Here is a 22,122-nt window from a genome sequence, read left to right on the forward strand (position 1 = left end):
CTCCCGACATGCATGCACCGACACCTGCCGACTGGCACGAGGCGAACCGCGCGCACTGGGACGAGCGGGTCCCCATCCACACCATGAGCGACTTCTACGACCTCGACTCCTTCCGCGCCGGCAAGGACGCCCTGCGCGACTTCGAGCTCGCCGAGGTCGGGGACGTGACGGGGAAGTCGTTGCTGCATCTGCAGTGTCACATCGGGGTCGACACCCTCTCCTGGGCCCGGCACGGCGCCGCACAGGTCGTCGGTCTGGACTTCTCCGAGCCGGCCGTCGAGACCGCGCGCGCACTGGCCCGCGAGCTCGGGTTCGGCCAGGACCGGGCAGTGTTCGTCGCGGCCGATGTCCACGACGCCGCGGAGGCCGTCCCCGACTCGTCGTACGACATCGTCTACACCGGCATCGGCGCGCTGAACTGGCTGCCCGACACCCGCCGCTGGGCCGAGACCGCCGCATCGCTCGTGGCGCCCGGCGGCTTCCTCTACCTCGCGGAGTTCCACCCGATAACGGACTGCCTCGACGACTCCACCGGGACGAAGGTCGAGCACGACTACTTCAGCCGCGACGCCTGGGTGGACGAGACGCCCGGCACGTACGCGGACTTCGACGCGCCCACCGTCCACAACCGCAGCGTCGAATGGCAGCACCCGATCGGCGAGGTGGTGTCGGCGCTCGCCGCCGCCGGGCTGCGGATCGAGTTCCTGCACGAGCACGACATCTCGCTCTTCGCCCGTTTCTCGGATCTGGAACGACAGGGCGACGGTTCCTACCGCTTCCCCACCGACCGGCCGCGCATCCCGCTGATGTACTCCATCAAGGCGTCGCGGGCGGCCGATTCCTGAACAAGGGCCGACTGTCAGTGGCGGAGGCCAGACTCCGACCATGACGACGACTGGCGATCTGCGCGCCGTGGTGGAGACGTACTGGAGCGCGGCCGACGCCCGCGACTGGGACGCCTTCGCCGCGACGCTGGCCGACGAGGTGTTGTACGACCTGCCGCAGACCCGCGAGCGCATTCGCGGCAAGGAGCGGTATCTGCGGTTCAACCGGGAGCACCCGGGGGACTGGCGCGTCCGCGTCGAGCGGGTGGTGGCCGACGGCCAGGGGCGGCAGGCAGCCATTCGTACACGCTTCACGGTCGGCGCCGAGGAGCTGCCCGCCGTTCATTTCTTCGTGTTCGACGCGACGGGGCGGATCAGCGGGATCACCGACTTCTGGCCGGAGCCGTACGAACCCCCGGCGGGGCGGGGGCATCTCGCCGAGCGGTACTGACGCCCGACGGCCGGCTTCCCTCCCGAGCAGACGCCGACCCGCTGCCCGACGCCCGCCCGCACCGCGAGGACCCGTTCCCGGATCTCTGATGCTGCACCACCTGGGCGCCACAGCAACCGCCCCCAATCGTGACAGCGGTGCGGCGGGCCTCCGGGAGACCCCCGGCGGCCCGCCGCACCGCTGCACCTCCGTCGTCCGCGTCCTACGCGGCCGAGCGGAGGGCCGGAAGGTATCCACCGGACTGACCGGCGGCCTTGGGGTGGTACGAGTTGTAGATCGGCAACGACACGCTGTGGAGCCACGCGCTGCCGGAGCACAGCTCGTGCCCGGTGAACTCGTCGACCACGCTGGAGAACGTGAATCCGGCGTCGGCCGCCTGCTTGGCGATGACTCCGTTCAGCACGTCGGACGCATTGTTGATGGCCGACCGCTCCTTCTCCGAGAGCCCGGCGATGCAGCTGCCGCTCAGCTGGTAGAAGCGGGGGTAGCCCAGCACCACGACATGGGCCTGCGGGGCCCGCGACCGGATGGCTCCGTAGAGCGAACTCAGTCCGGCCGGGAGCGAGTTCTGGATCTGTGAGACGGCCGAGCCGACGCTGCTGAGGCAGGTGGCCTCGCCGGACAGCACGCAGTCCTGCATGACATCGGCGAACCCGACGTCGTTGCCGCCCGCGGTGACGCTGACCAGGCCGGTGGACGAGTTCAACGCCCCCAACTGGGTGCCGGCCACCGAACTGGTCGTGGCACCGGAACAGGCCACGAAGGCAAAGGAAGAAGGCGAGTTCGAGGCCGCCCAGAGGTAGGGGTAGGCCTTGGTGCTCCGGCGGCACTCGCCGCTGTCGGACAGGTAGCTCCCCGCACCGACGCCGGAGGAGTACGAGTCGCCGAGGGCGACGTACCCACCGGCGGCGGCCGAGGAGTTCGCCGAGGCCGGCTGGGCAACGCCCAGCGCGGCCACGGCGGCGAGGACCAGAGTGGATGCGGACGCCCAGAATCTCCGTACTGACATGGCTGTCAGCCCTCCGAAGTGTGGGGGGTGGGTGGGGGGTTGATTGAGCGCCACGTTTCTAGCAGCTACGGGTACCGGCCGGTAATAGCTGCGGAAGAACTGGTCTGATATGCCCGAATGATCGTTCGGGCGTTGTGGTTCCGCGCGTAGACATACCTCCGGGAGCGCCCCGAATGGGCGCTCTGTCGGCGGGAGTTCGGCACGGCGGCGCGCGTCCGCTCAACGGGTATGCGGAGCTACGGGATCCGGTGGACGGATCGGCTCGGCACCCCGCCCGCCCCCTGGCGCCCCCTCAGCGGGTGTCCGCAACACAAAAAAACCGCCCTCTGCGGCGGCTGTCCCCAAGGGGGATGCCGCCGCAGAGGGCGGTTGTCGTGGTTCTAAGAGGATCAGTTGTGGCCGAACCTCCGCTGCTTCCGGTGGGAGACCTGTTCTGAGATCGCGCGCACCGTGTCCGGGGCAGCCGTTGGCCGCGTCTGCTCCTTCGCTTCCGGAGCAGCGCTGCGTTCGTGGCCGCCGGTGCGGGCACCGCGGTTCTGCCGACTCTGCTTCTTGCCCACGATCGTGCCTCCTGTTGCGGATCTCGGACGATGGGCCATCACCAGACTCGCATGTAGGTGCGAAAGGTGCATTCCGGGTGGTGAGTGCCTGGTGCGACTCCCCCGGGTCCGGATCCGGCAGCAGATCACTCGTACTGGCGGCACCGGCCGGGAATGGCGGCCCGGACGCGCGCCGCGACAAGGCCGAGAACGGCGGCGGAGGCGTCGGCGTCTGGGGCGGAGCCGAGTTCCAGGGCCAGGCCTTCGGTCGGGCAGTGGAGTTCGAGGGAGGCGGAGGCCGGATCGGTGTCGAGCGGTACCTCGCCGCACTCCTTGCCGCTGTGGACGGCCGTGGCGGGCATCGAGCGGATGAGCCGGCCTGTCTCGCCGTGGAGCGTACGACCCTCGGTGTCCGGGCCTCATGGTGCCCGCGGGCCGCGCCATAAGCACAGGAAATCCCCGTTCCGCAATTGCGGAACGGGGATTTCCCGGCGTATATTGTGTGGTTCTGTGTGTCATGAAAAAGGCCCCTCAATGGGGGCCAACAAGAATCACCATATCCGGCAGGGAGTGATTTTGTCAACTCGCGAAAACGTCGAATTGCAGAAGGAGCAGCAATTCATCGACCGGCTCTACGGCCGCGTCGACACGCTGCGCGGGGTCACCGCGCAGCACGTCGAGGACGCGCTGACCCCAGTGGGGAACGGGCTGCAGGCCCGCCTCGAACGCGATGTGCTCGTTGCCGAACGTTCCGGTCTGCTGGCAGCCCTGAACGCGGTGGACGGCTCACTGTGCTTCGGCCGAATCGATCTCAATGACGGTGCGGCGCACCATATCGGCCGCATCGGAATTCGCGAGGACGACACGGAACACACGCCCCTTCTGATCGACTGGCGGGCACCGGTCGCCCGGCCCTTCTATCTCGCTACCGGACATACGCCCATGGGGCTGCGCAGGCGCAGGCACATCACCACCGATGGCCGCACGGTCACCGAACTGCACGACGAGATCCTCGATCTCGGGGACCGTGAACGCAGCGGCTTCGAGGACCCGAGCGGCGATGCCGTGCTGCTTGCCGCGCTCGGCGCCGCCCGCACCGGCCGCATGGGCGACATCGTGCGGACCATCCAGGCGGAGCAGGACCGCATCATCCGCGCCCCGCACCGCGGCGTCCTCGTCGTCGAGGGCGGCCCCGGCACGGGCAAGACGGCGGTCGCCCTGCACCGCGCGGCCTTCCTGCTGTACGAGCACCGTGAGCTGCTGGCCAAGCGCGCGGTCCTGGTCGTGGGCCCGAATCCGGCCTTCCTCCGCTACATCGGCGAGGTGCTGCCCGCCCTCGGCGAGACCGGGGTCATGCTCGCCACGCAGGCCGAGCTCTTCCCCGGTGTCCACGCCCGCGGCACCGACACCCCCCGCGCGGCAGCCGTCAAGGGCGGCGCGGGAATGGCCGAGGCACTCGCCCTCGCCGTACGCGACCGGCAGGGGCTGCCCGAGCCCGGCGCCCCGTTGGTCATCCCGCACGACGACGGGGACCTCGTCCTGGACCGGGAGACCGCCTACGAGGCGCGGCAGGCCGCTCGCGAGACCCGTCTGCCGCACAACCTGGCCCGTCCGTACTTCGCGTTCCACGTCATCGACGCCCTCACCGCTCAGCTCACCGAACGCATCGGCGCGGATCCGTACGGCGGCCCCAACTTCCTCGGCCCGGACGACATCGCCCAGCTCGGCAAGGGGGTCGCCGCGAGCGAGGAGGTGCACGCCGCCGTCGGTGGGCTGTGGCCGGTGCTCACCCCCGAGGACTTCCTCGCCGACTATCTGGCCGAGCCGGTGTACCTGCCGGAGGAGGACGCCGAGGCCATCCGACGCGGTCCCGGAGACCGGGAGTGGACCCCGGCCGACGTGCCGCTCCTCGACGAGGCGGCCGAACTGCTCGGCTCGGACGACAGCGCCGAGCGCGCCGCCGCCGAGGCCGAGCGACTACGGCGGGTCGCCTATGCGCAGGGTGTCCTGGACCTGTCCCGGGGCTCGCGGACGTACGAGTTCGAGGACGAGGAGTCCGAGGTCCTGGCCGCCCACGATGTCATCGACGCCGAACGGATGGCCGAGCGGCACGAGGAGGCCGACCACCGGAGCGCGGCCGAGCGGGCCGCCGCCGACCGGACGTGGGCGTTCGGGCACATCATCGTCGACGAGGCACAGGAACTGTCGCCGATGGCATGGCGGTTGCTGATGCGCCGGTCACCGACGCGATCGATGACCCTGGTCGGCGATCCGGCGCAGACCTCCGAGGAGGCGGGCGTCGGCTCGTGGGAAAGGATCCTGGAGCCGTACGTCGGCGACCGCTTCGAGCACGTGCGGCTGGGGGTCAACTACCGTACGCCTGCGGAGATCATGGAGCTGGCGGCCGGCGTCGTACGCGCCGAGGACCCCTCGTTCGAACCGCCCGGGTCGGTACGGTCCACCGGCCGGACGCCGTGGACACGGGACGCCGGGGCGGATCTGGCGGGCACGGTGGCGAGGGCGGTCGCGGAGATGACGCCCGAGCAGGGGCGCCTCGCGGTGATCGCGCCGCACGCCCTGCACGAGGAGATCGCATCCGCGCTCGACGGAGTCACGGCCGGTGCCGAACCCGACCTCACCCGTACCGTGGTGCTGCTCGGCCCGCGTGAGGCCAAGGGGCTCGAATTCGACCACGTCCTGGTCGTGGAGCCGGGGCGGTTCGGGACCAGCGACCTGTACGTGGCGCTCACCCGGGCGACACAGCGCCTGGGCATCGTCCACCGGGAAGAACTGCCCGAGCCGCTGCGCTGAGGCCCGCAGGTTGCGCAGCGCCTCGGGCGTCATCTGCGCCACTTCGCCACCGGCGTTCGCGGCTCCGGCGCCGCCGCCTGCGGAGGTGAAGGAATCGGCCGGCCTGCTGGTGCAGAGGGCGCCGGCCGAATCTCGAAGCCGGCTTCCAAACGGCTCCCGAGGAGGTCCGGGAAACCACTCAGGGGCCCGACCCGCTAAGCAGATCAGGCCCCTGACCTGGTACTTCACTGTCGGGGTGGCGGGATTTGAACCCACGACCTCTTCGTCCCGAACGAGGGTGAGACGGGGGCGGGGCCAGTTAGTTTGGTGTTTTGCCTGGTCAGAGGGTTGGGATCGGGTGGCCTCGGGTGGTCTGGGAGGGGCTGGAGGAGCGGGTTGGCTCCCAGATGGCTCCCAGGAATCGGCAGCGCGAGCGGGACCGAGCCAGGTAGGGCACCTTGTCCCCCTACCGGGGACCCCACAGATCGTCCAGCAGCAGGTCAAGCGTCGCCTCCTCATGGAGCGCCACCCCGAGCGCTGCCATGGCAGGGGCGAGACCCGCGTCCCAGACCGCGCTGACGGATTGACCGACCAGCGGCAGCTGAGGGATTCCCTCGGCCTGGCGCGAGTGGCCAGGTGCTCGTAATCTTCGGCACCCGTGCGCCACGGCTGGGCTCCGTAACGGCGCATGATCCGGTTCACCAGAGCGATGCCCGGCCAGTCGAAGTCCCCGTGGTAAGCGAAGTGGCAGCCGACGGAGGCGAGGTTGTCGAGAAGGGTGAGGACCACCGTCGCGGCGCTGCCGGAGGTGCAGACCAGGGCTTGCGAACAGCCCGCGTCCGCTGCGGCCTCCACCAAACGTGGGTTCTCGCAGATGTGGACGACGGTTCCGGCGGGCAGGTGAAGCCGCACGTCGAGCAGGTCCCGGGATGTCAGGTGGGTCTCAGCACGGTGATCGGCCCGCTCCCGCAGTGACCTCGCACGCCAGTCCTCGCCGAGGGGCCGGAGGCCGTACGTCAGCACGGTGCTGGAGACTTCGTCCGGCGTGACCGAGACCAGCCGCCACAGCGCCCGCCGGCCGGCCGCGTCGCCGGGAAGGTCCGTGCCGTAGGCCAGGGCGATGCCGCGCTGGACGAGGCGGGCGAGCCAGGTGCCGTCGTCCAGACCGTGCGTCGAACCCGTTGCCGACGCGGCCAGCTCGCCGCGGCCCCGTGTGCCAGTGCGTTTTGGATCGAGCAGCACGGTGAGTACCTGGACCGCTTGCTGAAGCGTCCGTGCTGCTGCTTCCGGTGTCACGCCTTTCGGGACACCGGCGCGGCGCAGCACATCCGACCACCGTGTTGTCCACTCCTGCCCGGCAAGCGGGGAGGCAGCGAGCGACGCGGCTAGCGATGCCCAGACGTGCTGTCGCTGTGCGGCGTTCTCCTCGCGGGCCGCTCGCCGGCTGTCCGCACGGTGACGCGGGTGGCGTATCGGGCTGCCGAGGCGAGCAGGACCCAGCCCTCGCCGCCGCTGGGCCTGGCCGCACGGACGTCGGTGACCTGGCGGCCTTCCGGCAGCTCTCCGGCGTACTCCTCCGGCAGCCCCTCACCCTCGGATCGAAGCGGGCCGGCAGGGGCCATCAAGCGCATACGGGAGAGCAGGTCCAGCCCGGCTTCACGCAGGGCATCGGGGTCTTCGAGGTAACCGCGCTGCCAGTTACTGCGCTGCCCGTACTCGGCGACCAGCTCGGCCAGAAGCTCATCCACCACACCGTCCGGAACGGCGACCCCGACGACGAGAACACCTCCGGTCGCGGGACGTCCGGGCTCGGCCGGGCGGAGCCGCTCCACCAGTCGTTCCACCAGCAGCAACGCGGCCTGGGCGAAGGTCCCCGTCCCGGGCAGGTGGAGATCGGTCAGCTCCTCCTCAGGGTCGACCAAGGCCACCCCCTCGGCGCGGATCTCCGTCTCCAGGCCCAAGAGTTCGAGGAACGCCTGGGCCTCCCTGCGCTGGCGCGTGTGGAGCCAGTCGCGTTCGGTGTCGGTCAGTTCGTCGAGATGGACGACAGGGGTCTCGACAAGCATCCGGCGCACGTAGGTACGCGGCCCTCCGAGCCCCGGGTCCGCCGCCCGCCGGACCAGGTCGACACCGTTCCGCGACTGGGCGAGCGGTCCGGCCACGATTACGTGGGCGAGTTCCCGGTCGACCGTGATCAGCGCTTCTCCGTCGCCCTCCTGGGCGATGACGCCCACGTGGCCGTGGGTCTCGATCAGGACGCCCCACTCGTCGAGCTGCCGCAGAGCCGCGACCAGCGTCCGTTTCCCGGCCGCCCGTCCGGTCTCCTCCAGCTCGACGTCCGCGTCGGCCGCCGCGGCCCGGATGTCGTCGACGAGCTGCGACAACAGCAACTGCTCCGGCGCGGTGACCAGCACCGACAGGGCCAGAGCCAGACAGGCGTAGGTGCGCGGTGTGAAGGGTGTGCCGGTGGACCGTACGAGCCGGTGCCCCGACCGGGCTCCGAGCCCGGCCTTGAACAGCCGGGCGTAGGAGCTGTCGACCAGGAGGTGGTAGCCGAGCACTTGCTGGAACCGGCCGCCCAGCCAGTCGGCGTGCCTGCGGACCAGCGGAAAGAGGTCGGCGTGCGGGCCGTCGGACGTGACCAGCGGGTGGGCGAGCAACAGCCTTGCCGCGGTGCGGCGTTCGGTGGTCAGAGCCACGTCGTGGGCGGAGGGAAGCGTCATGACACGCTCATCTCCGCCCCGTTGGGGTGCGCGCCGCGTGACCGAGTGGGAGGTGCTTCGCTCCTGGTCGGCTCGGTTTCGTCGGCGCCACCATTCGCCGTACCGGCCGTCCTGTGGACGACCAGCCCCAGGTCGTCCAGCAGCAGATCCCCGTCGGCCGAGCGGAGAAGCGTGCGCGCACCCGCCGTACGGTGCGCGGTGGGCCGGACGCCCAGATCGGCGTCTTCGCTCCGCGCCGCGTCCAGCCCGAAGCTCCGCTCCTCCTGCCCGTCCGCGTCGGATCGTCGCCTGAGCTGCGCGTTCCCGAGCGCCGTTGCCAGCAGTTCCAGGAGCAGGCTGAGCGCCGCCGAAGTGAGCCGTATGCCGTCGAAGCGGGCGGACGCGCTGCACAGCTTGTCCGCCGCAGCGCTTCTGTCCGCGGCCTGTTGGCGTGCCGCCACCCGCAGCCGTTCCTTCTGCGCGGAATGGTCCTCCACTGATGCCGTCCGGCCTCGCTGGGCGCGGCTTCCCCTCTCGCGCAACGCGACCGGCACCTCCACCACAGGTCCCATCCACCAGCTGGTGTAGGCGGGCACCACCTCGTCGGCGGCGGGCGGTATGCCCAGATGGCGTGCGCCGTACAGCCCGAAGGCGGCGACGGCGATGTCGTGCGCATCCTGCGGCGCGGCCTCGTCGAACCACCGGGCCAGCCGCAACAGGTCCCGGCGCCGCGACATTTCGCCGGTGGCCGAGCGCAGCATCCGCTTGGCGTTGGCCAGCAGCGACTGAAGGGCCCGCCGGGTGGCGTCGCGCAGCTGGTCGACCTGGCTGCCTTGCCCGTCGGTGTTCCTGAACCAACCCCGCAGCCCCTCCCAGTCCGCGAGCTCGCGACCCCGGCTGCGCTGCACGCGGGTCTCCGTACGGCCCTTGCTCTGCGCCGGCAGCCCGGCGAGCCCCTGCGCGTGAGCGTCCAGCTGCCCAGGTCACGCTGGAGCCGGGCGTACGGAGTGGGGAGGCCTCGCAGGGACAGAAGTCACTCCTGCTGCACGACGGTGTCGTACAGCCGCCAGGCCGGCCAACGCGCCGCTTCGGCTCCGCCGTCACCACCGCCCAGCAGGTTCCGGCGATGCAGCATGAGCCGGAGGTGGCGTGCCGCGTCGCCGTCCTCTTCCACTCCTCGATCGAGTAGCACGGCTTGGGGAGCTGCCCCGCCGACGCCACGCACCACGGCGTCCGCAGGATGCCCGTGAACGGTCTTGCCCAGCGTGATGGTGGCTTCCTTCGAGCGGGAGAGGGTCCGGTACAGGCTTTTGAGCAGCACGTCCTCGTCTCCGCCTCCCGGGGCTACGCCGTCCCGCTCCGCAGCCCCCAGCAGCGCGGCGCCCACGCCTCCCCGCTGTCGCCAGAGCTTTTTGTCCCCCACCACGATGAGGTGACTGCGTGCCCGGGTGATGGCGACGTTCCACAGGTTCAGCTGTCCACTGACCCACTCGACGGCGCCCGGATGCATGCCTTCGCCGGCGACGAGGGAGAACACCATGACGTCGCGTTCGCCGCCCTGGAAGGTATGCACCGTACCGATGCGCAGACGCTCCTCGTCGTACGGACGCAGCCGCTTGCGCAGCGTTTCGGCCTGCGCCGTGAAGGGAGTGACAACGCCGATTGTGGCCTCGGGCGGGAGCTGTTCCAGCAGATAGCGGACGCTGTCGTGCACTTTGCGGATCTCGTCCTCGTTGACCCAGGAGCCACCGAACGGAGGGTGGGCGGCCCGCCCGGTCACATCCGTCCAGATGACGGCGGGGCGGCGGGCCAGAGCGGGACGGCCACGGGTGTCGGTGAGAACGGTCAGCCCACCGTCGTAGAAGAGTTCGTTGGAGATCGCGGCGATGCGCGGATGACAGCGGAAGTGCTCGTCGAGAAGCAATGTGCCGCCCGTGGACTGCTCGGCCGCGTGGAAGGCGGAGTGGCGCCGGTAGGCGAGGTGGTGCTTCTCCAGCCAGACGGACCGCAGCCCGTTCCCGCGCCGGATGAGAGCCTCGCGGTGCGGGCTGGTCTGCGTGATGTGCGTAAGCTGCATGGGGTCGCCGATGACCAGGGCGCGTCGCGCGCGGAACAGCAGCGGCAGGACGTGGGGGATGGCGCACTGGCTGGCCTCGTCGACGACGACGAGATCGAACAGGGCCGGGTCCGGAGGGAAACGCCGGGCGGAGAGGCTGGTGACTGCCCATCCGGCCACTGCTGGCGCGTCCATCGAGGTTCCCGAGCGCCCGAGGACCCTTCCCAACTGAGGCCAGTCGCCGCGTTTGCCGTCCCGAGCCGTCAACAGGTCCAGGATGCGGCGGCGTCCGGTCCAGGCGGCGGCTTGGACCGTGGTGGCGAGGAGCGTGCGTGAAGCGTCCTGGACGGTGCTCTCCGCATCGCGGAGGGCACGCGTGAGCGCTGTGTCGTCAACGGTGGCCGCGTGCTCGCGCCCGTCACGCCATTCCGCCTCGGCCGAGGCGAAGCCGGCGAGCGCGAGGCAGCCCGCGGCGGGATCACCGGCGTACCCTTCCAGACCGGCCTTGCGCAGGAAACGGGCCCGGCGCCACGATCCGAGGAAACGCGCGCGGGAGAGACGGCGTGCCTTGTCCTCCAGCTCCCTCGGCCGGGGCGGGCCACCGAGCAGGTCCTGGAGTTCGGTGACGGTGATCCCGAACTGTCCCGCGTGGTGGGCGCGGGCTTCGCCTGCCTGGCGAAGCCGCAGCTCGGTCTCCGCGATGTCGGCCAGACGCTGCCGTACTTCTGCCAGGCGGTCGGTGGCCAGCGCGGTCGCCATGGACGCCGTGGCCACGGTGGTGGACGGCTCCGGGCCGGTGCGCAGCGCGTGCAGCGCGGCGGCCTCGTGCTCTGCGTTGCTCTTGCCGTTCTTCTTCCGCGCCGAACCGGTGCGGACGACGCTGCCGGGCATCAGCTCGTCGCAGCGGCGCCAGACCTCGTCCACGGCATCGTTGTTGGTGGACGCGACCAGTACGGTCTGGCCCGCCGCGATCGCCGTGGCCACGAGATTGGCGACCAACTGGCTCTTGCCGGTGCCGGGCGGGCCGGTGGCCACGGTGAGGCGGCGGGTCATGGCGGACCGGAGAACCGCCGTCTGGGCCTCGTTGCAGGGCAGCGGCGTCACGAGGCGCACCGGTTCGGGGTCCGTGTGGGCGAGGGACCGGGCGCGCTGCGAGGTGTCGGGCGCGAGGGCCCCGAGGGCGGTCTTCCCGATCTGGTCCGTCCGCTCGGCGATGCCGGCGATGTCTTTGAGGAGGTTCTTCGTGAAGCCTGTCTGGGGGCGCGCCGCGAACAGGACCGCGGTGTTGCGGGCTCCGTGGCTGGGTGTGCGGACATCGATGCGGTCGGCGAGCTGGTCGGGACGGAGCTCCTGTACGCACGGTAGCTCGAACTCCTGCGTGAGGAGGTTCCGTACCTCCACTGCCATACGGTCGTGCTGTCCTCGATGCCAGGACGGCTGAAACGTGTCGATGAGCTGGTTCGCCTCGTCTTCGCCCAGCCAGTCGTGCGCCAGCTGAGGATGCGGCTGGACCGGGCCGTACGGTTTCAGCCGCACCTCGCCCTCGTCCTGGACGATCTCGACCCGGCGTACCAGCAGAGGCGCGAACTTCGGCTGCCGCCAGGGGCGTCCGGTGCGAGGCCCGGTGAGGACCACGGCCGGGTATCCCGCCCAGAGCTCGGCGTCCTCCTCGGCCGCTGAATCCACCAGCGGTGCCGCTTCTTTGGGGAGCGCGACGCAGCCGTCGTCGTCGACCTCGCCGGAGACGAACCTCTCCGCGCCGTCCAGGCACACGTACGATGTGTCCTGATGGCTCACGTCCATCAGAGGTGTCTCGGCGCTCTCGGCCAGGACGCACTCGCGGTAGTAGTCCAGCAGGTTGGCCCAGGCGGGCTGCGCGTGAGCGGATTTCGCGGCACGCGGTTGTGCCGCTTCTCCGGCGGCGGCCCGGGGCCAGGAGCTCAGAGGATCGAGGATGGGGCCCGGCCGAAGGGGCTGTCCGCGATGACGATGCGGTCGTCGACGCCGTGTGTGGACTGCACCGGCACCTGACGCCCGCCGTCCAGGGCACGCATGCGCCGGTTGACGTAGTGGAACAGGTCACTGGCCGTTACCGCGCTGCCGCCGTCCTTGCTGACCTTCCCCGTGCGCAGCGCCTCGATGACCTCGCCGGTGAACGCCGACGGCTTCACGTCATCGCCGCCGCCCGCGTCCGCGTAAGAGTCCTCCCCGGCCCGCGAGGACGACAGGACGTACACGCCCCTGCTGGTCAGCGGGGGCTGCTCGCCGGACTTGGACACAGAGCTCTCGGGTCGTCGGTCCGATGTGCGCAGGCCCATGGCGAATCCGCCGCTGCGGCAGCAGTCGATCATCACGATCTTCTGCGGCGCGACGCACTCCTCCAGCGCGTCGTTGAGGAACCCGGCGCTGACTCCGGTCGCGGCCATCCGGTCGGAGTCGGTGTCCTTGGCGACGAAGTGGAACTCGCCGCCGTCGCGTACGGTGCGCACACCGTGCCCGGAGACGTACACGAGCGCGAGTTCGTCCTCGTCGCGCTCCTGAAGAAACTCCCCGATGACCGCCCGCATGTCGTCGGCGGTGAGATCGGACTCGGTCTGGACGGAGACGAAGTTGCCGATGTTGCGGTGCTTCAGGACCTGGGCGAGTCCCCATACGTCCGCCCGTACGGAAGCCAGCGGCGAGAAGCGGCCGTCGTCGTAGTGCTCGTTGCCGATCAGGAGAGCCCGGCGCTTGTGGAGGCGGGTCACGCTGCGCCGTCATCCGGTTCGGGACCGTTGTCGCCGACGACCCGGTCCCGGAACTCCCGGACCATGCGCTCCTGTGCGGCGTCCGGACGCCCGGTGATCTCGACGGAGTCGTCTCCGATGGTGACCACGACCTTGCGGTGCCGCTCCTTGGCGCACCACTCCTTGATCAGGGTGATCAGGACCTGGGATGCCGGGCGGGCGACGGCGGCGGTAGTGGCGGCCCAGAGAGCCACCTCACCCACGCCCGTCCCCTTGCGGCCCGGTTCGGTGGGCCCGCCGGCGTCATGGAAGCCGATGACGAGACCGTCCGCCCTGTGCAGGGTTTCGTGGAGATCCAGGGTGAGGCGTTCCTGCCGGAGTGTGTCGCCGCCTGTGGGCACGGTGAGTGTCCACGGCGATCCCCCATCGCGCATGTGCTGCTCCTTGCGTTTCGCGTATGTGCTTGCTGCGTCTGTCCAGCGACTTTGGCATGCGGGCCTTCGTCAGGGACAACCGAGGCTGACTGGGAGTGACGGCATCCGGCCACCTCCGAGCTTCGGAGGAACGGTGTCCGACCCGCCGACCGGCTGGATCCCGACAGGCATGAGGACGGGAGCGCCGTCAGCTCCATCACCCGGGCTTCTGCGACAGCAACCAGTCCTGTGCGCCGCTCAGGAACTCGCCCATGGCGCCCATCGACTCCGGCGACGTTTCGAACTGGATCGACAGATTGACCTCGTACAGCTTGTACGCGGCCTCAGTCTCCCGCGCCGCGGAAGATGCGGCAGCCAGTGCCCGGATGGCACGCTCTCGGTCGCCGAATTCCACGGCCTCCACGACCTCGGGCCACAGCGCCTCGCCGATGTGGTCGACGAGAGCCATGAGGTGGGCTCCGGCTCGTGCGGCCCGGTCCTTGATCGCTTCCTTCTCGGCCTCGGCCCGGTGCTCCGCCCTGTGTGAATCCCGCTCGCCCCCGTCGGCCCAGATGTGATCAGCCCAGATCTTCTGCCATTGCTGATCAGCACTGACCAGCGCGGCCTCGAAGGCGCGGTCCAGGTCTCCCTGCGTGAGCCGAGGGTGGTCCCAGGAGTCATCGTCGGCGAAGGACGCGAGAGGCAGGGTGAGCTCAGGCATGGCCCCGTCGTCGCGCAGCGCGGTGAGAAGAAGCACGGTGTCGATTGCGGGGAGGACGGTCTCCACGTCCACGAGCCCTCGCACGGACGCGGCGGATTGTTCGACGGCCATGTAGTCGTGCTCGGCGATCTGGTCGTCGAGAGATCCGTGGAGTTCGAGGAGCTCCCCGCCGACCTCCTCGATCGTTTCCATGCGGAAGGACATCTCCGTGTCGAGCCGTTCCACGATCTTCCGCAGCTCGCGGCCGTTCGCTGCCTCTTCTTCGAGTTTCGCCACCGTGTTGGCCAGATCGCCCATGTCGTGTCTCCGTTTCGGCTGCGATGATCTGCTTGCCCGGCCTATCCAGCACCTTCGCCGGTCCGGGGCAGCACACCTTCGCCCGCTCTCGTCCGGACGCGCTGCTGCCTCGGCCCCTTGCGCTTTCCAGGGCGGAAGAGCTCGATGGCAGCACGCTACCATGGTCAATGCGTTGACGATGTAAACATAATGATAGTTGTGCGGGTTCGGTGCTGCGTGTACGTTTGCCTCCAGGGTGCCGTCTGCCACGATGGACGCGCCCGTCACACGGGGAAGCCACAGGCCCTCTCGCAGGGCAGTACGGGGAGGCAGCGGGATGAGCGAGGACGCCGGGACGATCGCGGGGCGGTTCCGTCTGCTCAGCCCCCTGGATTCCGGGAACATGGGCGTGGTGCATTGCGCCGAGGACCTGGACGAGGCCGAGGACTCACCCTCGCGGATCGTCGCCCTCAAGCTCATCCGCCGCCGCCGCTCGGGCGCGCTCATGCAGACCCAGGCAGCCCCGCACGCGGTGGAGCGGTTCGCCCGCGAGGTACGCATCATGCGCCGGCTGAGCCATCCCAACCTGCCCCGCACCATCGACGGCGGAGTTGACGAGATCAATGATGATCTGCCGTTCCTGGCCATGGAGTTCCTGGACGGCCACACGCTCGCCGACCTGATCGCCGACGAGGGGCAGCTCCCGGTCTCCTGGGTCGCCGCCGTCGGGGCGCAGATGGCCGACGCCCTGGCCGCCGCTCACGCCGCCGACGTGGTCCACCGCGACCTCAAGCCCCGCAACGTCATGCTCACCCGTGGCGGCGTGGTCAAGGTTCTGGACTTCGGGATCGGGCGCATCGTCGACGATCCCGACGGAACAAAGCTGACCAGCACGGGCATGACGGTCGGTACGGCCCGCTACATGGCGCCGGAGCAGTTCGATGCCGGCCTCGTCACCCAGGCCGCCGATCTGTACGCCCTCGGGTGCGTGCTGCACGAGATGCTCCTGGGCACCCCGCCTTTTGTCGGCAACACGGCCTTCGACTTCCGCGACAAACACTGCAACCAGGCGCCGACGCCCGTGAGGCTCGTCCGTGCGGACGTGCCGGAGGCCCTGGCTCGTCTGGTGGACCGCCTCCTCGCCAAGGACCCGGCCGACCGTCCGGCCGACGCCGTCGCCGTACGGGATGCCCTGCTGCCTTTCGTGACGGAGGGCGCCTCCCTCCCGGTGTGGCAGGGGCAGGACCTCGACCCCGTGAAGTGGCTGCTGCGCTCGACCGAGGAGGCCGTCACGGTGGCAGAGTCTCAGCCCGCCGCCCCGGCGGTACTGGAGCTTGCGAAGCGCCCCCTGTTCGGCTCCGCCATGGACGTCTTCGGCGTTCACGCGAAGCTCATCGACGACTACCGCTCGTTCACCGAGGCGGGCACAGTCATCCGCGACGAGCGTGTGAAGGACTTCGTCAAGAAGGACCTCGACGCAAAGTCCCAGTGGCCCAACCCCTGGCTGTCGCTCAACCCCTTCTTCGCCGCCGCCGGCACGGTCGCCGAACTGGCCGCCCAGCAGGTCCTGCACGCCGAGTGCGCGAGGATCTTCCAGGCGGGCAAGTCCGAGGACTCCACCGTGTGCGACGGACGCCCACTTACCCTGCACCGGCACCAGCGCGCGGCGATCGACGCGGCGGCGGCCGGGGTCTCCTACGTCCTGACCACGGGAACAGGGTCCGGAAAGTCCCTCGCCTACATGGTCCCGATCGTCAACCAGGTGCTCAAGGAGCGGCAGGAGGCCGGCCCCGACGCGCCCAAGCGGGTTCGGGCGATCATCGTCTACCCGATGAACGCGCTCGCCAACAGCCAGCTCAAGGAGTTGGAGAAGTACCTGCGCCACGGGTACGGCGAGGGCGACGAGCCCGTCACCTTCGCCCGCTACACCGGCCAGGAGGACGAAGAGACCAGGCGGAAGATCCGTAAGAACCCGCCGGACATCCTGCTCACCAACTACGTGATGCTGGAGCTGATGCTCACCCGGCCCGACGACCGGGACAGTCTCGTCGCCATGGCCGAGGGACTGCGGTTCCTCGTCTTCGACGAACTGCACACCTACCGCGGCCGCCAGGGCGCGGACGTGGCTCTCCTCATTCGCCGCGTGCGCGACGCCTGCTGTGCCGACGACGTGCAGTGCATCGGTACCTCCGCGACCATGTCCACCGAGGGCAGCCTGGAACAGCAGAAGGACGTGGTGGCCGACATGGCCTCCAAGCTCTTCGGCACCAAGGTTAGCCCGGAGCATGTCATCGGCGAGACGCTCGTCCGGGCCACCGGTGAGGCCCCGGCCACCGTGACCGCCGAACGTCTCGCCCGCGCCGCCCCCAGCGCCTACGCGGAACTTGTCACCGACCCCCTCGCGCGCTGGATCGAGACGTACTTCGGTCTGGCGGCCGACGAGGCGACAGGACTGCTCGTACGGCAGAAGCCCCGGAGGATCGAGGACGCCGCCGCCGAACTGCACCGGCTGAGCGGTGTCGCCGAGAAGGATTGTGCGGACGCTCTGCGGGACACCCTGGAGGCCGGCTCGCAGGCGTACCATCCGGTCACCGAGCGCCCCCTGTTCGCCTTCCGGCTGCACCAGTTCCTGTCCAAGGGCGACACCGTCTACGTCACTCTGGAGAGCAAGGCCGACCGCCACGTCACCCGGGACTACCAGCGTGTGCGGCCCGGCACCGACGGCCACGCCCTGATGCCGCTCGCCTTCTGCCGCGAGTGCGGTCAGGACTACCTCACCGTGTGGCGTACGGAGAAGGACGGCGAGATCCGTTACGAACCGCGCCGCGACGCGGTCGCCACCGGCGGGCGAGCGGGCGACGGTTACCTCTACATCGACACTGACCGTTTCCCCGACACCTCCCCCTGGCCCCTCACGCCGGACGAGGCCATAGCGGACCGCAGGCTGCCCGAGTCCTGGCTGGAGATCGACGACCGGGGACAGGAGGTCGTCAAGAAGTCCTACCGGGACCGGCTGCCCCGTGCCGTCACCGTCGATCCGTACGGCAACGAGGGCAGGGGCGAACTGCACGCGGCGTTCATCCCCGCCCCCTTCCTGTTCTGCCCGCAGTGCTCAATCTCTTACGAGCAGACCCGCGGCAAGGACTTCGCCAAGCTGGCGACCCTGGACCAGGAGGGCCGCTCGTCGGCGACCTCGCTGATCTCCGCCTCCGTGGTGCGGTCCCTGGACAGCGTGCCGGAGGCGGCACTGCCCAAGGAGGCCCGCAAGCTCCTAACGTTCGTCGACAACCGCCAGGACGCCTCGCTCCAGGCCGGTCACTTCAACGACTTCGTCCAGGTCACCGAGTTGCGTGGGGCGCTGTACCGGGCGGCCGTGGACGCCGGTACGGACGGCATCCAGCACGAGGAACTGGCCACGCGTGTCGCCAACGCGCTGGCACTCGACCCCGCCGTCTACACAGGAGAGGCCGACCTGCCGCCTCGCCTGACAGCCGCCGCCGCGAAGATCCTGCGGGAGGTGATCGCCTTCCGTCTCTACCTCGATCTGGAACGTGGCTGGCGCGTCACCATGCCGAACCTGGAGCAGACCGGCCTCCTGGAGATCGACTACGCCGACCTCCAGTGGCTCGCCGAGCGGGACGACCGCTGGGAGCGGGCCCACCCGGCGCTGCGCCAGGTTGACGCCCCACTGCGCTGTGAACCCCGCTACAGGTTGGTCGGGTGGGTTCTCCTGTGTGGTGGGGAATCCACCGTGGGACAAGGTGGACTTCGAGGACAAAAAGTATTTCAGCGTGGTCGAGCCGTCGATCGCGGCCATCGCGGGCACGGCGCGGCGCACGAAGATCGCGGAGTGGGAGGCCGAGAACGAGAAGGCCGGAAACCCCGAGGCGGGTCGGCGGTACCGGCTGGCGCGGCGGATGGTGAAGTCGACGTTCCTGTTCGCGGGGGCGTCGGGGGCGTTTCCGTTGTGTGGGAAGGGGCTGACGATCAAGGGCGTCAACTCTCTCCAGACGGACCAGCTGTTCGCGGAACGTTTCGCGACGATCGCCGCTCCCAGGAGCCGCTTCGGCTGCATCGTGCCGACGGCTATCGCGACGGGGGCGGGGGCGCAGTACCTGTTCAGCGACTTCACCTGGCGGGGGGCGGTGGCGGCGCTGTACGACTTCGAGAACCGGAAGCCGTTGTTCGTCGGAGTGCACTCCAGCTATAAGTTCTGCCTGCTGGCATTGGCCGGCCGGGAGCTACGGGATCCTGCGGCGCGCTTCGCGTTCTTCCTGGAGGACCCAGCGGATCTGGGCGACGCGGAGCGGGTGTTCGCATTGAGCCCTGAGGAGATCACGCTCATCAACCCGAACACGGGGACGTTGCCGATTTTCCGTGGGCGGCGGGATGCGGATCTTACGGTGGGGATCTATCGGCGGGTTCCGGTGTTGTGGAACGAAGGGGAGAGGGATGGCAACCCGTGGGGCGTCGTCTTCAAGAACCTCTTCAACATGTCTGATGACTCCGACCTGTTTCGCACCCGCGAGGAGCTGGAGGGGGAGGGGTGGGAGCCGCGCGCCAATGTGTACACGCGGAATAGCAGGCGGATGCTTCCCCTGTACGAAGGAAAGATGGCTCACCACTTCGACCACCGGTGGAACAGCTACTACGACACAGGCAACGAGGACCGCCGACGCCTCAGCCTAGCTGAGAAGCAGGATGCCAGCGTGGCGGCCATGCCTCGGTACTGGATTGAGGACGCCGAAGAGATTCCGACTGTACGCAAGGGCAAGGAGGTCGAGGTTCTTGGAATTCAAGGGCGGCTTTCTGATCTCGCATGGGAGCGTGATTGGCTTTACGGGTGGAGAGATGTGTGTCGCGCCACCGATGAGCGCACCGCGATTGCAACAGTCCTGCCCCGCGCAGCTGTAGGCCACAAGTTCCCTTTGATGCTTTCTGCCATGCCACCGGAGCTCTTCGCTGGATTGCTCACAGCTCAGAGTTCTCTTGTCTTCGACTACGTCAGTAGGCAGAAGATTGGTAGTACCAGCATGGGGCTCTTCATCTGGAAACAGCTGCCGGTTCCGAGCCCGAGGGTAATAGAGCCCCACATCGCGTTTCTGGCTTCGCGGACCACCGAACTCCTCTATTCGACGTTCGACATGGCACCTTTCGCCCGTGACCTCGGGGACCAGGGCGCCCCCTTCCGCTGGGACGAAACCCGCCGCGCCCAGATCCGTGCCGAACTTGACGCGTATTTCTTCCACCTCTACGGAATCAGCCGCGACGACACGGACTACATCCTGGAAACCTTCCAGTCGGAGACCGGCGGCCTCAAGAACAATGAGATCGCCAAGTACGGCCACTACCGCACCAAGGATCTCGTCCTAGCCGAGTACGACCGCATGGCCGTCGCCGGCCTTAGCCTCAGCACGCCCCTGGTGGACGGCGAGAATTACACCTCCACGCTCACCCCGCCGCCCGGTCACGGCCCGCGCCATCCGGCCGAGCCGGAGGCCGACTGACGTCACAGCCCTCCGGGGTGGTGGCAGTCGTGTGGCGCGAGAGCCCTCCCCGGACCGCTACAGCAGGTGGTCGGCCTTGCCCGCCTTGATGTCGCGGACGAGCGCGCGCAGGGCTTCACGCGTGTCCGCGAGGTAGGTGCCCTCTTGGCCGGCTACGGCTATGTACGCGTTGCCTTTCGCGTCGGTCCCGACGCGAAAGCAGTTCGAGCTCTCCGCGCAGTAGGGATCTTCCCAGACGATGTCCGGCACGTGACGTCTCCCATCAGGCTTTGGCGAGGGCAAGTATGAAGTCCCGGGACTTGCCGGGGTTGAAGGACACGGCCTCCATCCAGTCCAGCTGCGCACGGTACTTGTCGAGCTGGGCCGGAGCGTGGGTGAACCCGGGTCCGTGCGCGGAATCGAGCTGCACCGTGTCCAGTTGGGGCACGACTCCCGTTGCGTAGAGGAATGCCTGCCCCGCCTCGGGGAACGCGCCGGACGAGAACGGCACCACCCGTACGTCCACGTGGTGTAGCTCGCTCATCTCGCACAGATGATGCAACTGGGCTCGCATGACCTTCATTCCGCCGAACTCGATCCGCAGGGCCGCTTCATGGATGTAGGCGGTGTACGAGATCGGGTCGGGCGTATGCAGCGGCTGCTGTCGCTGCATACGCATGGCGACTCGGGGCTCGATCTCGTGCTCCGAGAGAGGCGGCAAGGCGGCGGTGCCCACTGCTCTGACGTACCCGTCCGTCTGCAGCAGCCCTGGCGCGTGCAGGAACACTCCAGCTCTCACCGCCGTGGCGTGCCACTCCATCTCGGTGATGTCGAGCAGTCCTGCTGGCAACTGTCCTCTGTAGGTCTCCCACCAACCCTTCGGGCGGGGTTCGGTCATGGCGACGAGCGCTTTGACGTAGCTCTCGTCGTTGCAGCCGTAGTTCGTAGCGAGCGTCCGCACCCGCTCCGTGGTGACGGTGCGAACGCCGGCCTCGATGTTCGAGATCTTCGCTCTGTCCAGCCCGAGTAGCCGGGCAGCGTACTCGGTGCTTTCGTCCGCGTCGTTCCTCATCCTTCGCAGTTCGGCTCCGAGACGCTTCTGGCGCTCGCTGGGAACACTTCGTGGTGGCATGCCGTGATTCTCCTCGGCTCGGGCCACTGGGCTCGCCCGGGGGCCAAGCGAACTTGGTGGCAATTGCCTCATGAGTGGGGCAATTGCCACCTGCGATGCTCTACCCCAAGTCACGCGACGCTCACGCAAGGCAAACAAGAAGAGCATCGCGTGAGCCTGCCCGCGTCCTCCTGCCCTGGGAGGGGTGTGCTCGCGCCAGGGAGACGGGCCACTGTCTCGCCGCGTCGTCCAGCCGTTCCGTTCATGCCGCATCGGGGCTATGCCCCGCAGTCATCACACCTCGTCAACGACGCGATCGCGTGCCGGTGTTCACCTTCGATTGGAGCAGTCATGTCCGAGAGTCTGCCCAGGGTGCCCGCAGTGTCTGCCTCAGCCCCCGGCCTCGCTCCCCCCGCAGCCCCGCCGCCCGTCGGGAAAGTCAACTCGGCCCGGCGGGTGGGCGATCCGCCCTTCCCGCCTACGCCCTCGGTTCGCCGTACGCCCTCCAGGTCGCGTCCCGGATCACTCAGTGCCCGCCGCCCCCGCCGGACCTCCGGGAGCCCTCGGCGTCCCACTTCGTCTACGGACTGACTCTCCCCTCGGCCACCGGGACTCCGCTGATCGCGCACGAGACGGCGGACGCCGTGCTCGACGTGCACGAGGTCGAGGAGGAGCTGGTCGAACCGGCCCTCGAACTGGTCCATGAACTCGCCATCCACGCCTGCCGGTTCACGGGGCGGGGGAGATGATCCACCTGGTGCTCCGCCGCTTCGACGGCATCCTCCAGGTGGTGGTGCACGACACGCACGCCCCGCACCTCAATTCGCGTCTGGCCGGCCAGTGCGCCGAGCGCCGCAGGGTGTCGCTCACGGCGGTGCGGGAGTTGGGTGGAGCGGCGGGGTGGCGAGTGAGGGTTCGCCGCTGCGCACCCGCCTGCGACGGGCGTGTGCACCTGGGCGTCGATCGGGTCCGGCCTGGCGGGGGCGACGGGTCGGGGTGTCGCCGAGGGGGAGGCTGC

15 protein-coding genes and 2 pseudogenes are annotated in these 22,122 nt (G+C 69.2%); 6 read left to right on the forward strand and 11 right to left on the reverse strand.

The annotated features are described in order from the left end of the window. Positions 1-8 precede the first annotated feature (8 nt). On the forward strand, positions 9-845 hold the full coding sequence (locus ACWCQ6_RS05550) for a class I SAM-dependent methyltransferase (protein ID WP_451085702.1): 837 nt from the start codon (positions 9-11) through the stop codon (positions 843-845). Between the two features lie 40 nt (positions 846-885). Further along, positions 886-1,275 (forward strand): nuclear transport factor 2 family protein, encoded by a 390-nt coding sequence (locus ACWCQ6_RS05555; RefSeq protein ID WP_451085704.1) that lies wholly within the window; start codon positions 886-888, stop codon positions 1,273-1,275. Between the two features lie 202 nt (positions 1,276-1,477). Here the strand turns inward: ACWCQ6_RS05555 and ACWCQ6_RS05560 are convergent, their stop codons facing one another. Together ACWCQ6_RS05560 and ACWCQ6_RS05565 are read right to left on the reverse strand one after the other, a co-directional pair. Next, positions 1,478-2,284, reverse strand: coding sequence for an SGNH/GDSL hydrolase family protein (locus tag ACWCQ6_RS05560; protein ID WP_451085706.1), 807 nt, complete (start codon positions 2,282-2,284; stop codon positions 1,478-1,480). Between the two features lie 685 nt (positions 2,285-2,969). Then, entirely contained in the window at positions 2,970-3,185 is a 216-nt protein-coding gene (locus ACWCQ6_RS05565; protein ID WP_451085708.1) for a hypothetical protein, read from the reverse strand. A 238-nt stretch (positions 3,186-3,423) separates the two neighbouring features. On the opposite strand from ACWCQ6_RS05565, the gene ACWCQ6_RS05570 reads away from it, so the two are divergent. After that, a complete protein-coding gene (locus ACWCQ6_RS05570; RefSeq protein WP_451085903.1) occupies positions 3,424-5,634 on the forward strand; it encodes a HelD family protein in 2,211 nt (736 codons plus the stop codon). A 445-nt stretch (positions 5,635-6,079) separates the two neighbouring features. Here ACWCQ6_RS05570 and ACWCQ6_RS05575 read toward each other — a convergent pair. From ACWCQ6_RS05575 to ACWCQ6_RS05605, 7 genes and pseudogenes are all read right to left on the reverse strand, one after another. After that, positions 6,080-7,113: pseudogene (locus ACWCQ6_RS05575) on the reverse strand (DUF2399 domain-containing protein). Continuing rightward, complete coding sequence (locus ACWCQ6_RS05580) at positions 6,999-8,336, reverse strand: TIGR02678 family protein (protein WP_451085710.1); 1,338 nt, start codon at positions 8,334-8,336, stop codon at positions 6,999-7,001. Before ACWCQ6_RS05580 ends, ACWCQ6_RS05575 begins: the two are co-directional and overlap by 115 nt. Then, entirely contained in the window at positions 8,333-9,289 is a 957-nt protein-coding gene (locus ACWCQ6_RS05585) for a DUF2397 family protein (protein ID WP_451085905.1), read from the reverse strand. The genes ACWCQ6_RS05580 and ACWCQ6_RS05585 overlap by 4 nt, the downstream gene beginning before the upstream one ends. Before the next feature lie 59 nt (positions 9,290-9,348). Continuing rightward, positions 9,349-12,174: a DEAD/DEAH box helicase gene (locus tag ACWCQ6_RS05590; protein WP_451085712.1), complete on the reverse strand. Its 2,826-nt coding sequence runs from the start codon at positions 12,172-12,174 to the stop codon at positions 9,349-9,351. Positions 12,175-12,311: 137 nt separating this feature from the next. Continuing rightward, positions 12,312-13,118 carry a caspase family protein gene (locus ACWCQ6_RS05595; RefSeq protein ID WP_451085714.1) on the reverse strand — a complete coding sequence of 269 codons (807 nt, stop codon included), beginning with the start codon at positions 13,116-13,118 and terminating at the stop codon, positions 12,312-12,314. Further along, a complete protein-coding gene (locus ACWCQ6_RS05600; RefSeq protein WP_451085716.1) occupies positions 13,115-13,531 on the reverse strand; it encodes a hypothetical protein in 417 nt (138 codons plus the stop codon). The genes ACWCQ6_RS05595 and ACWCQ6_RS05600 overlap by 4 nt, the downstream gene beginning before the upstream one ends. 196 nt (positions 13,532-13,727) lie before the next feature. Then, positions 13,728-14,528, reverse strand: a complete 801-nt coding sequence (locus ACWCQ6_RS05605) for a hypothetical protein (RefSeq protein WP_451085718.1) — start codon at positions 14,526-14,528, stop codon at positions 13,728-13,730. 316 nt (positions 14,529-14,844) lie between these two features. Here ACWCQ6_RS05605 and ACWCQ6_RS05610 point away from each other — a divergent pair. Next, a pseudogene (locus ACWCQ6_RS05610) lies at positions 14,845-18,207 on the forward strand (protein kinase domain-containing protein); the annotation flags it as partial. Between the two features lie 445 nt (positions 18,208-18,652). Further along, the gene (locus ACWCQ6_RS05615; RefSeq protein WP_451085720.1) at positions 18,653-20,014 is read left to right on the forward strand and encodes a hypothetical protein; all 1,362 of its coding nucleotides are present in this window, start codon (positions 18,653-18,655) and stop codon (positions 20,012-20,014) included. Between the two features lie 57 nt (positions 20,015-20,071). On the opposite strand, the gene ACWCQ6_RS05620 is transcribed toward ACWCQ6_RS05615, so the two are convergent. Both ACWCQ6_RS05620 and ACWCQ6_RS05625 read right to left on the reverse strand, forming a co-directional pair. Next, positions 20,072-20,263: a hypothetical protein gene (locus ACWCQ6_RS05620; protein ID WP_451085722.1), complete on the reverse strand. Its 192-nt coding sequence runs from the start codon at positions 20,261-20,263 to the stop codon at positions 20,072-20,074. 13 nt (positions 20,264-20,276) lie between these two features. Further along, positions 20,277-21,125, reverse strand: coding sequence for a helix-turn-helix domain-containing protein (locus ACWCQ6_RS05625; RefSeq protein WP_451085724.1), 849 nt, complete (start codon positions 21,123-21,125; stop codon positions 20,277-20,279). A gap of 305 nt (positions 21,126-21,430) precedes the next feature. On the opposite strand from ACWCQ6_RS05625, the gene ACWCQ6_RS05630 reads away from it, so the two are divergent. Beyond that, the gene (locus tag ACWCQ6_RS05630; RefSeq protein WP_451085726.1) at positions 21,431-21,853 is read left to right on the forward strand and encodes a hypothetical protein; all 423 of its coding nucleotides are present in this window, start codon (positions 21,431-21,433) and stop codon (positions 21,851-21,853) included. Positions 21,854-22,122 lie beyond the last annotated feature (269 nt).

Source organism: Streptomyces sp. NPDC001880, assembly GCF_053594575.1.

What these genes read in the sequence shown, in the direction of transcription:
- ACWCQ6_RS05625 (WP_451085724.1), bottom strand. Translation starts at nt 21,125, where the DNA reads ATGCCACCACGAAGTGTTCCCAGCGAGCGCCAGAAGCGTCTCGGAGCC.
- ACWCQ6_RS05590 (WP_451085712.1), bottom strand. Translation starts at nt 12,174, where the DNA reads ATGGACGTGAGCCATCAGGACACATCGTACGTGTGCCTGGACGGCGCG.
- ACWCQ6_RS05605 (WP_451085718.1), bottom strand. Translation starts at nt 14,528, where the DNA reads ATGGGCGATCTGGCCAACACGGTGGCGAAACTCGAAGAAGAGGCAGCG.
- ACWCQ6_RS05565 (WP_451085708.1), bottom strand. Translation starts at nt 3,185, where the DNA reads ATGCCCGCCACGGCCGTCCACAGCGGCAAGGAGTGCGGCGAGGTACCG.
- ACWCQ6_RS05580 (WP_451085710.1), bottom strand. Translation starts at nt 8,336, where the DNA reads ATGACGCTTCCCTCCGCCCACGACGTGGCTCTGACCACCGAACGCCGC.
- ACWCQ6_RS05555 (WP_451085704.1), top strand. Translation starts at nt 886, where the DNA reads ATGACGACGACTGGCGATCTGCGCGCCGTGGTGGAGACGTACTGGAGC.
- ACWCQ6_RS05550 (WP_451085702.1), top strand. Translation starts at nt 9, where the DNA reads ATGCATGCACCGACACCTGCCGACTGGCACGAGGCGAACCGCGCGCAC.
- ACWCQ6_RS05560 (WP_451085706.1), bottom strand. Translation starts at nt 2,284, where the DNA reads ATGTCAGTACGGAGATTCTGGGCGTCCGCATCCACTCTGGTCCTCGCC.
- ACWCQ6_RS05600 (WP_451085716.1), bottom strand. Translation starts at nt 13,531, where the DNA reads ATGCGCGATGGGGGATCGCCGTGGACACTCACCGTGCCCACAGGCGGC.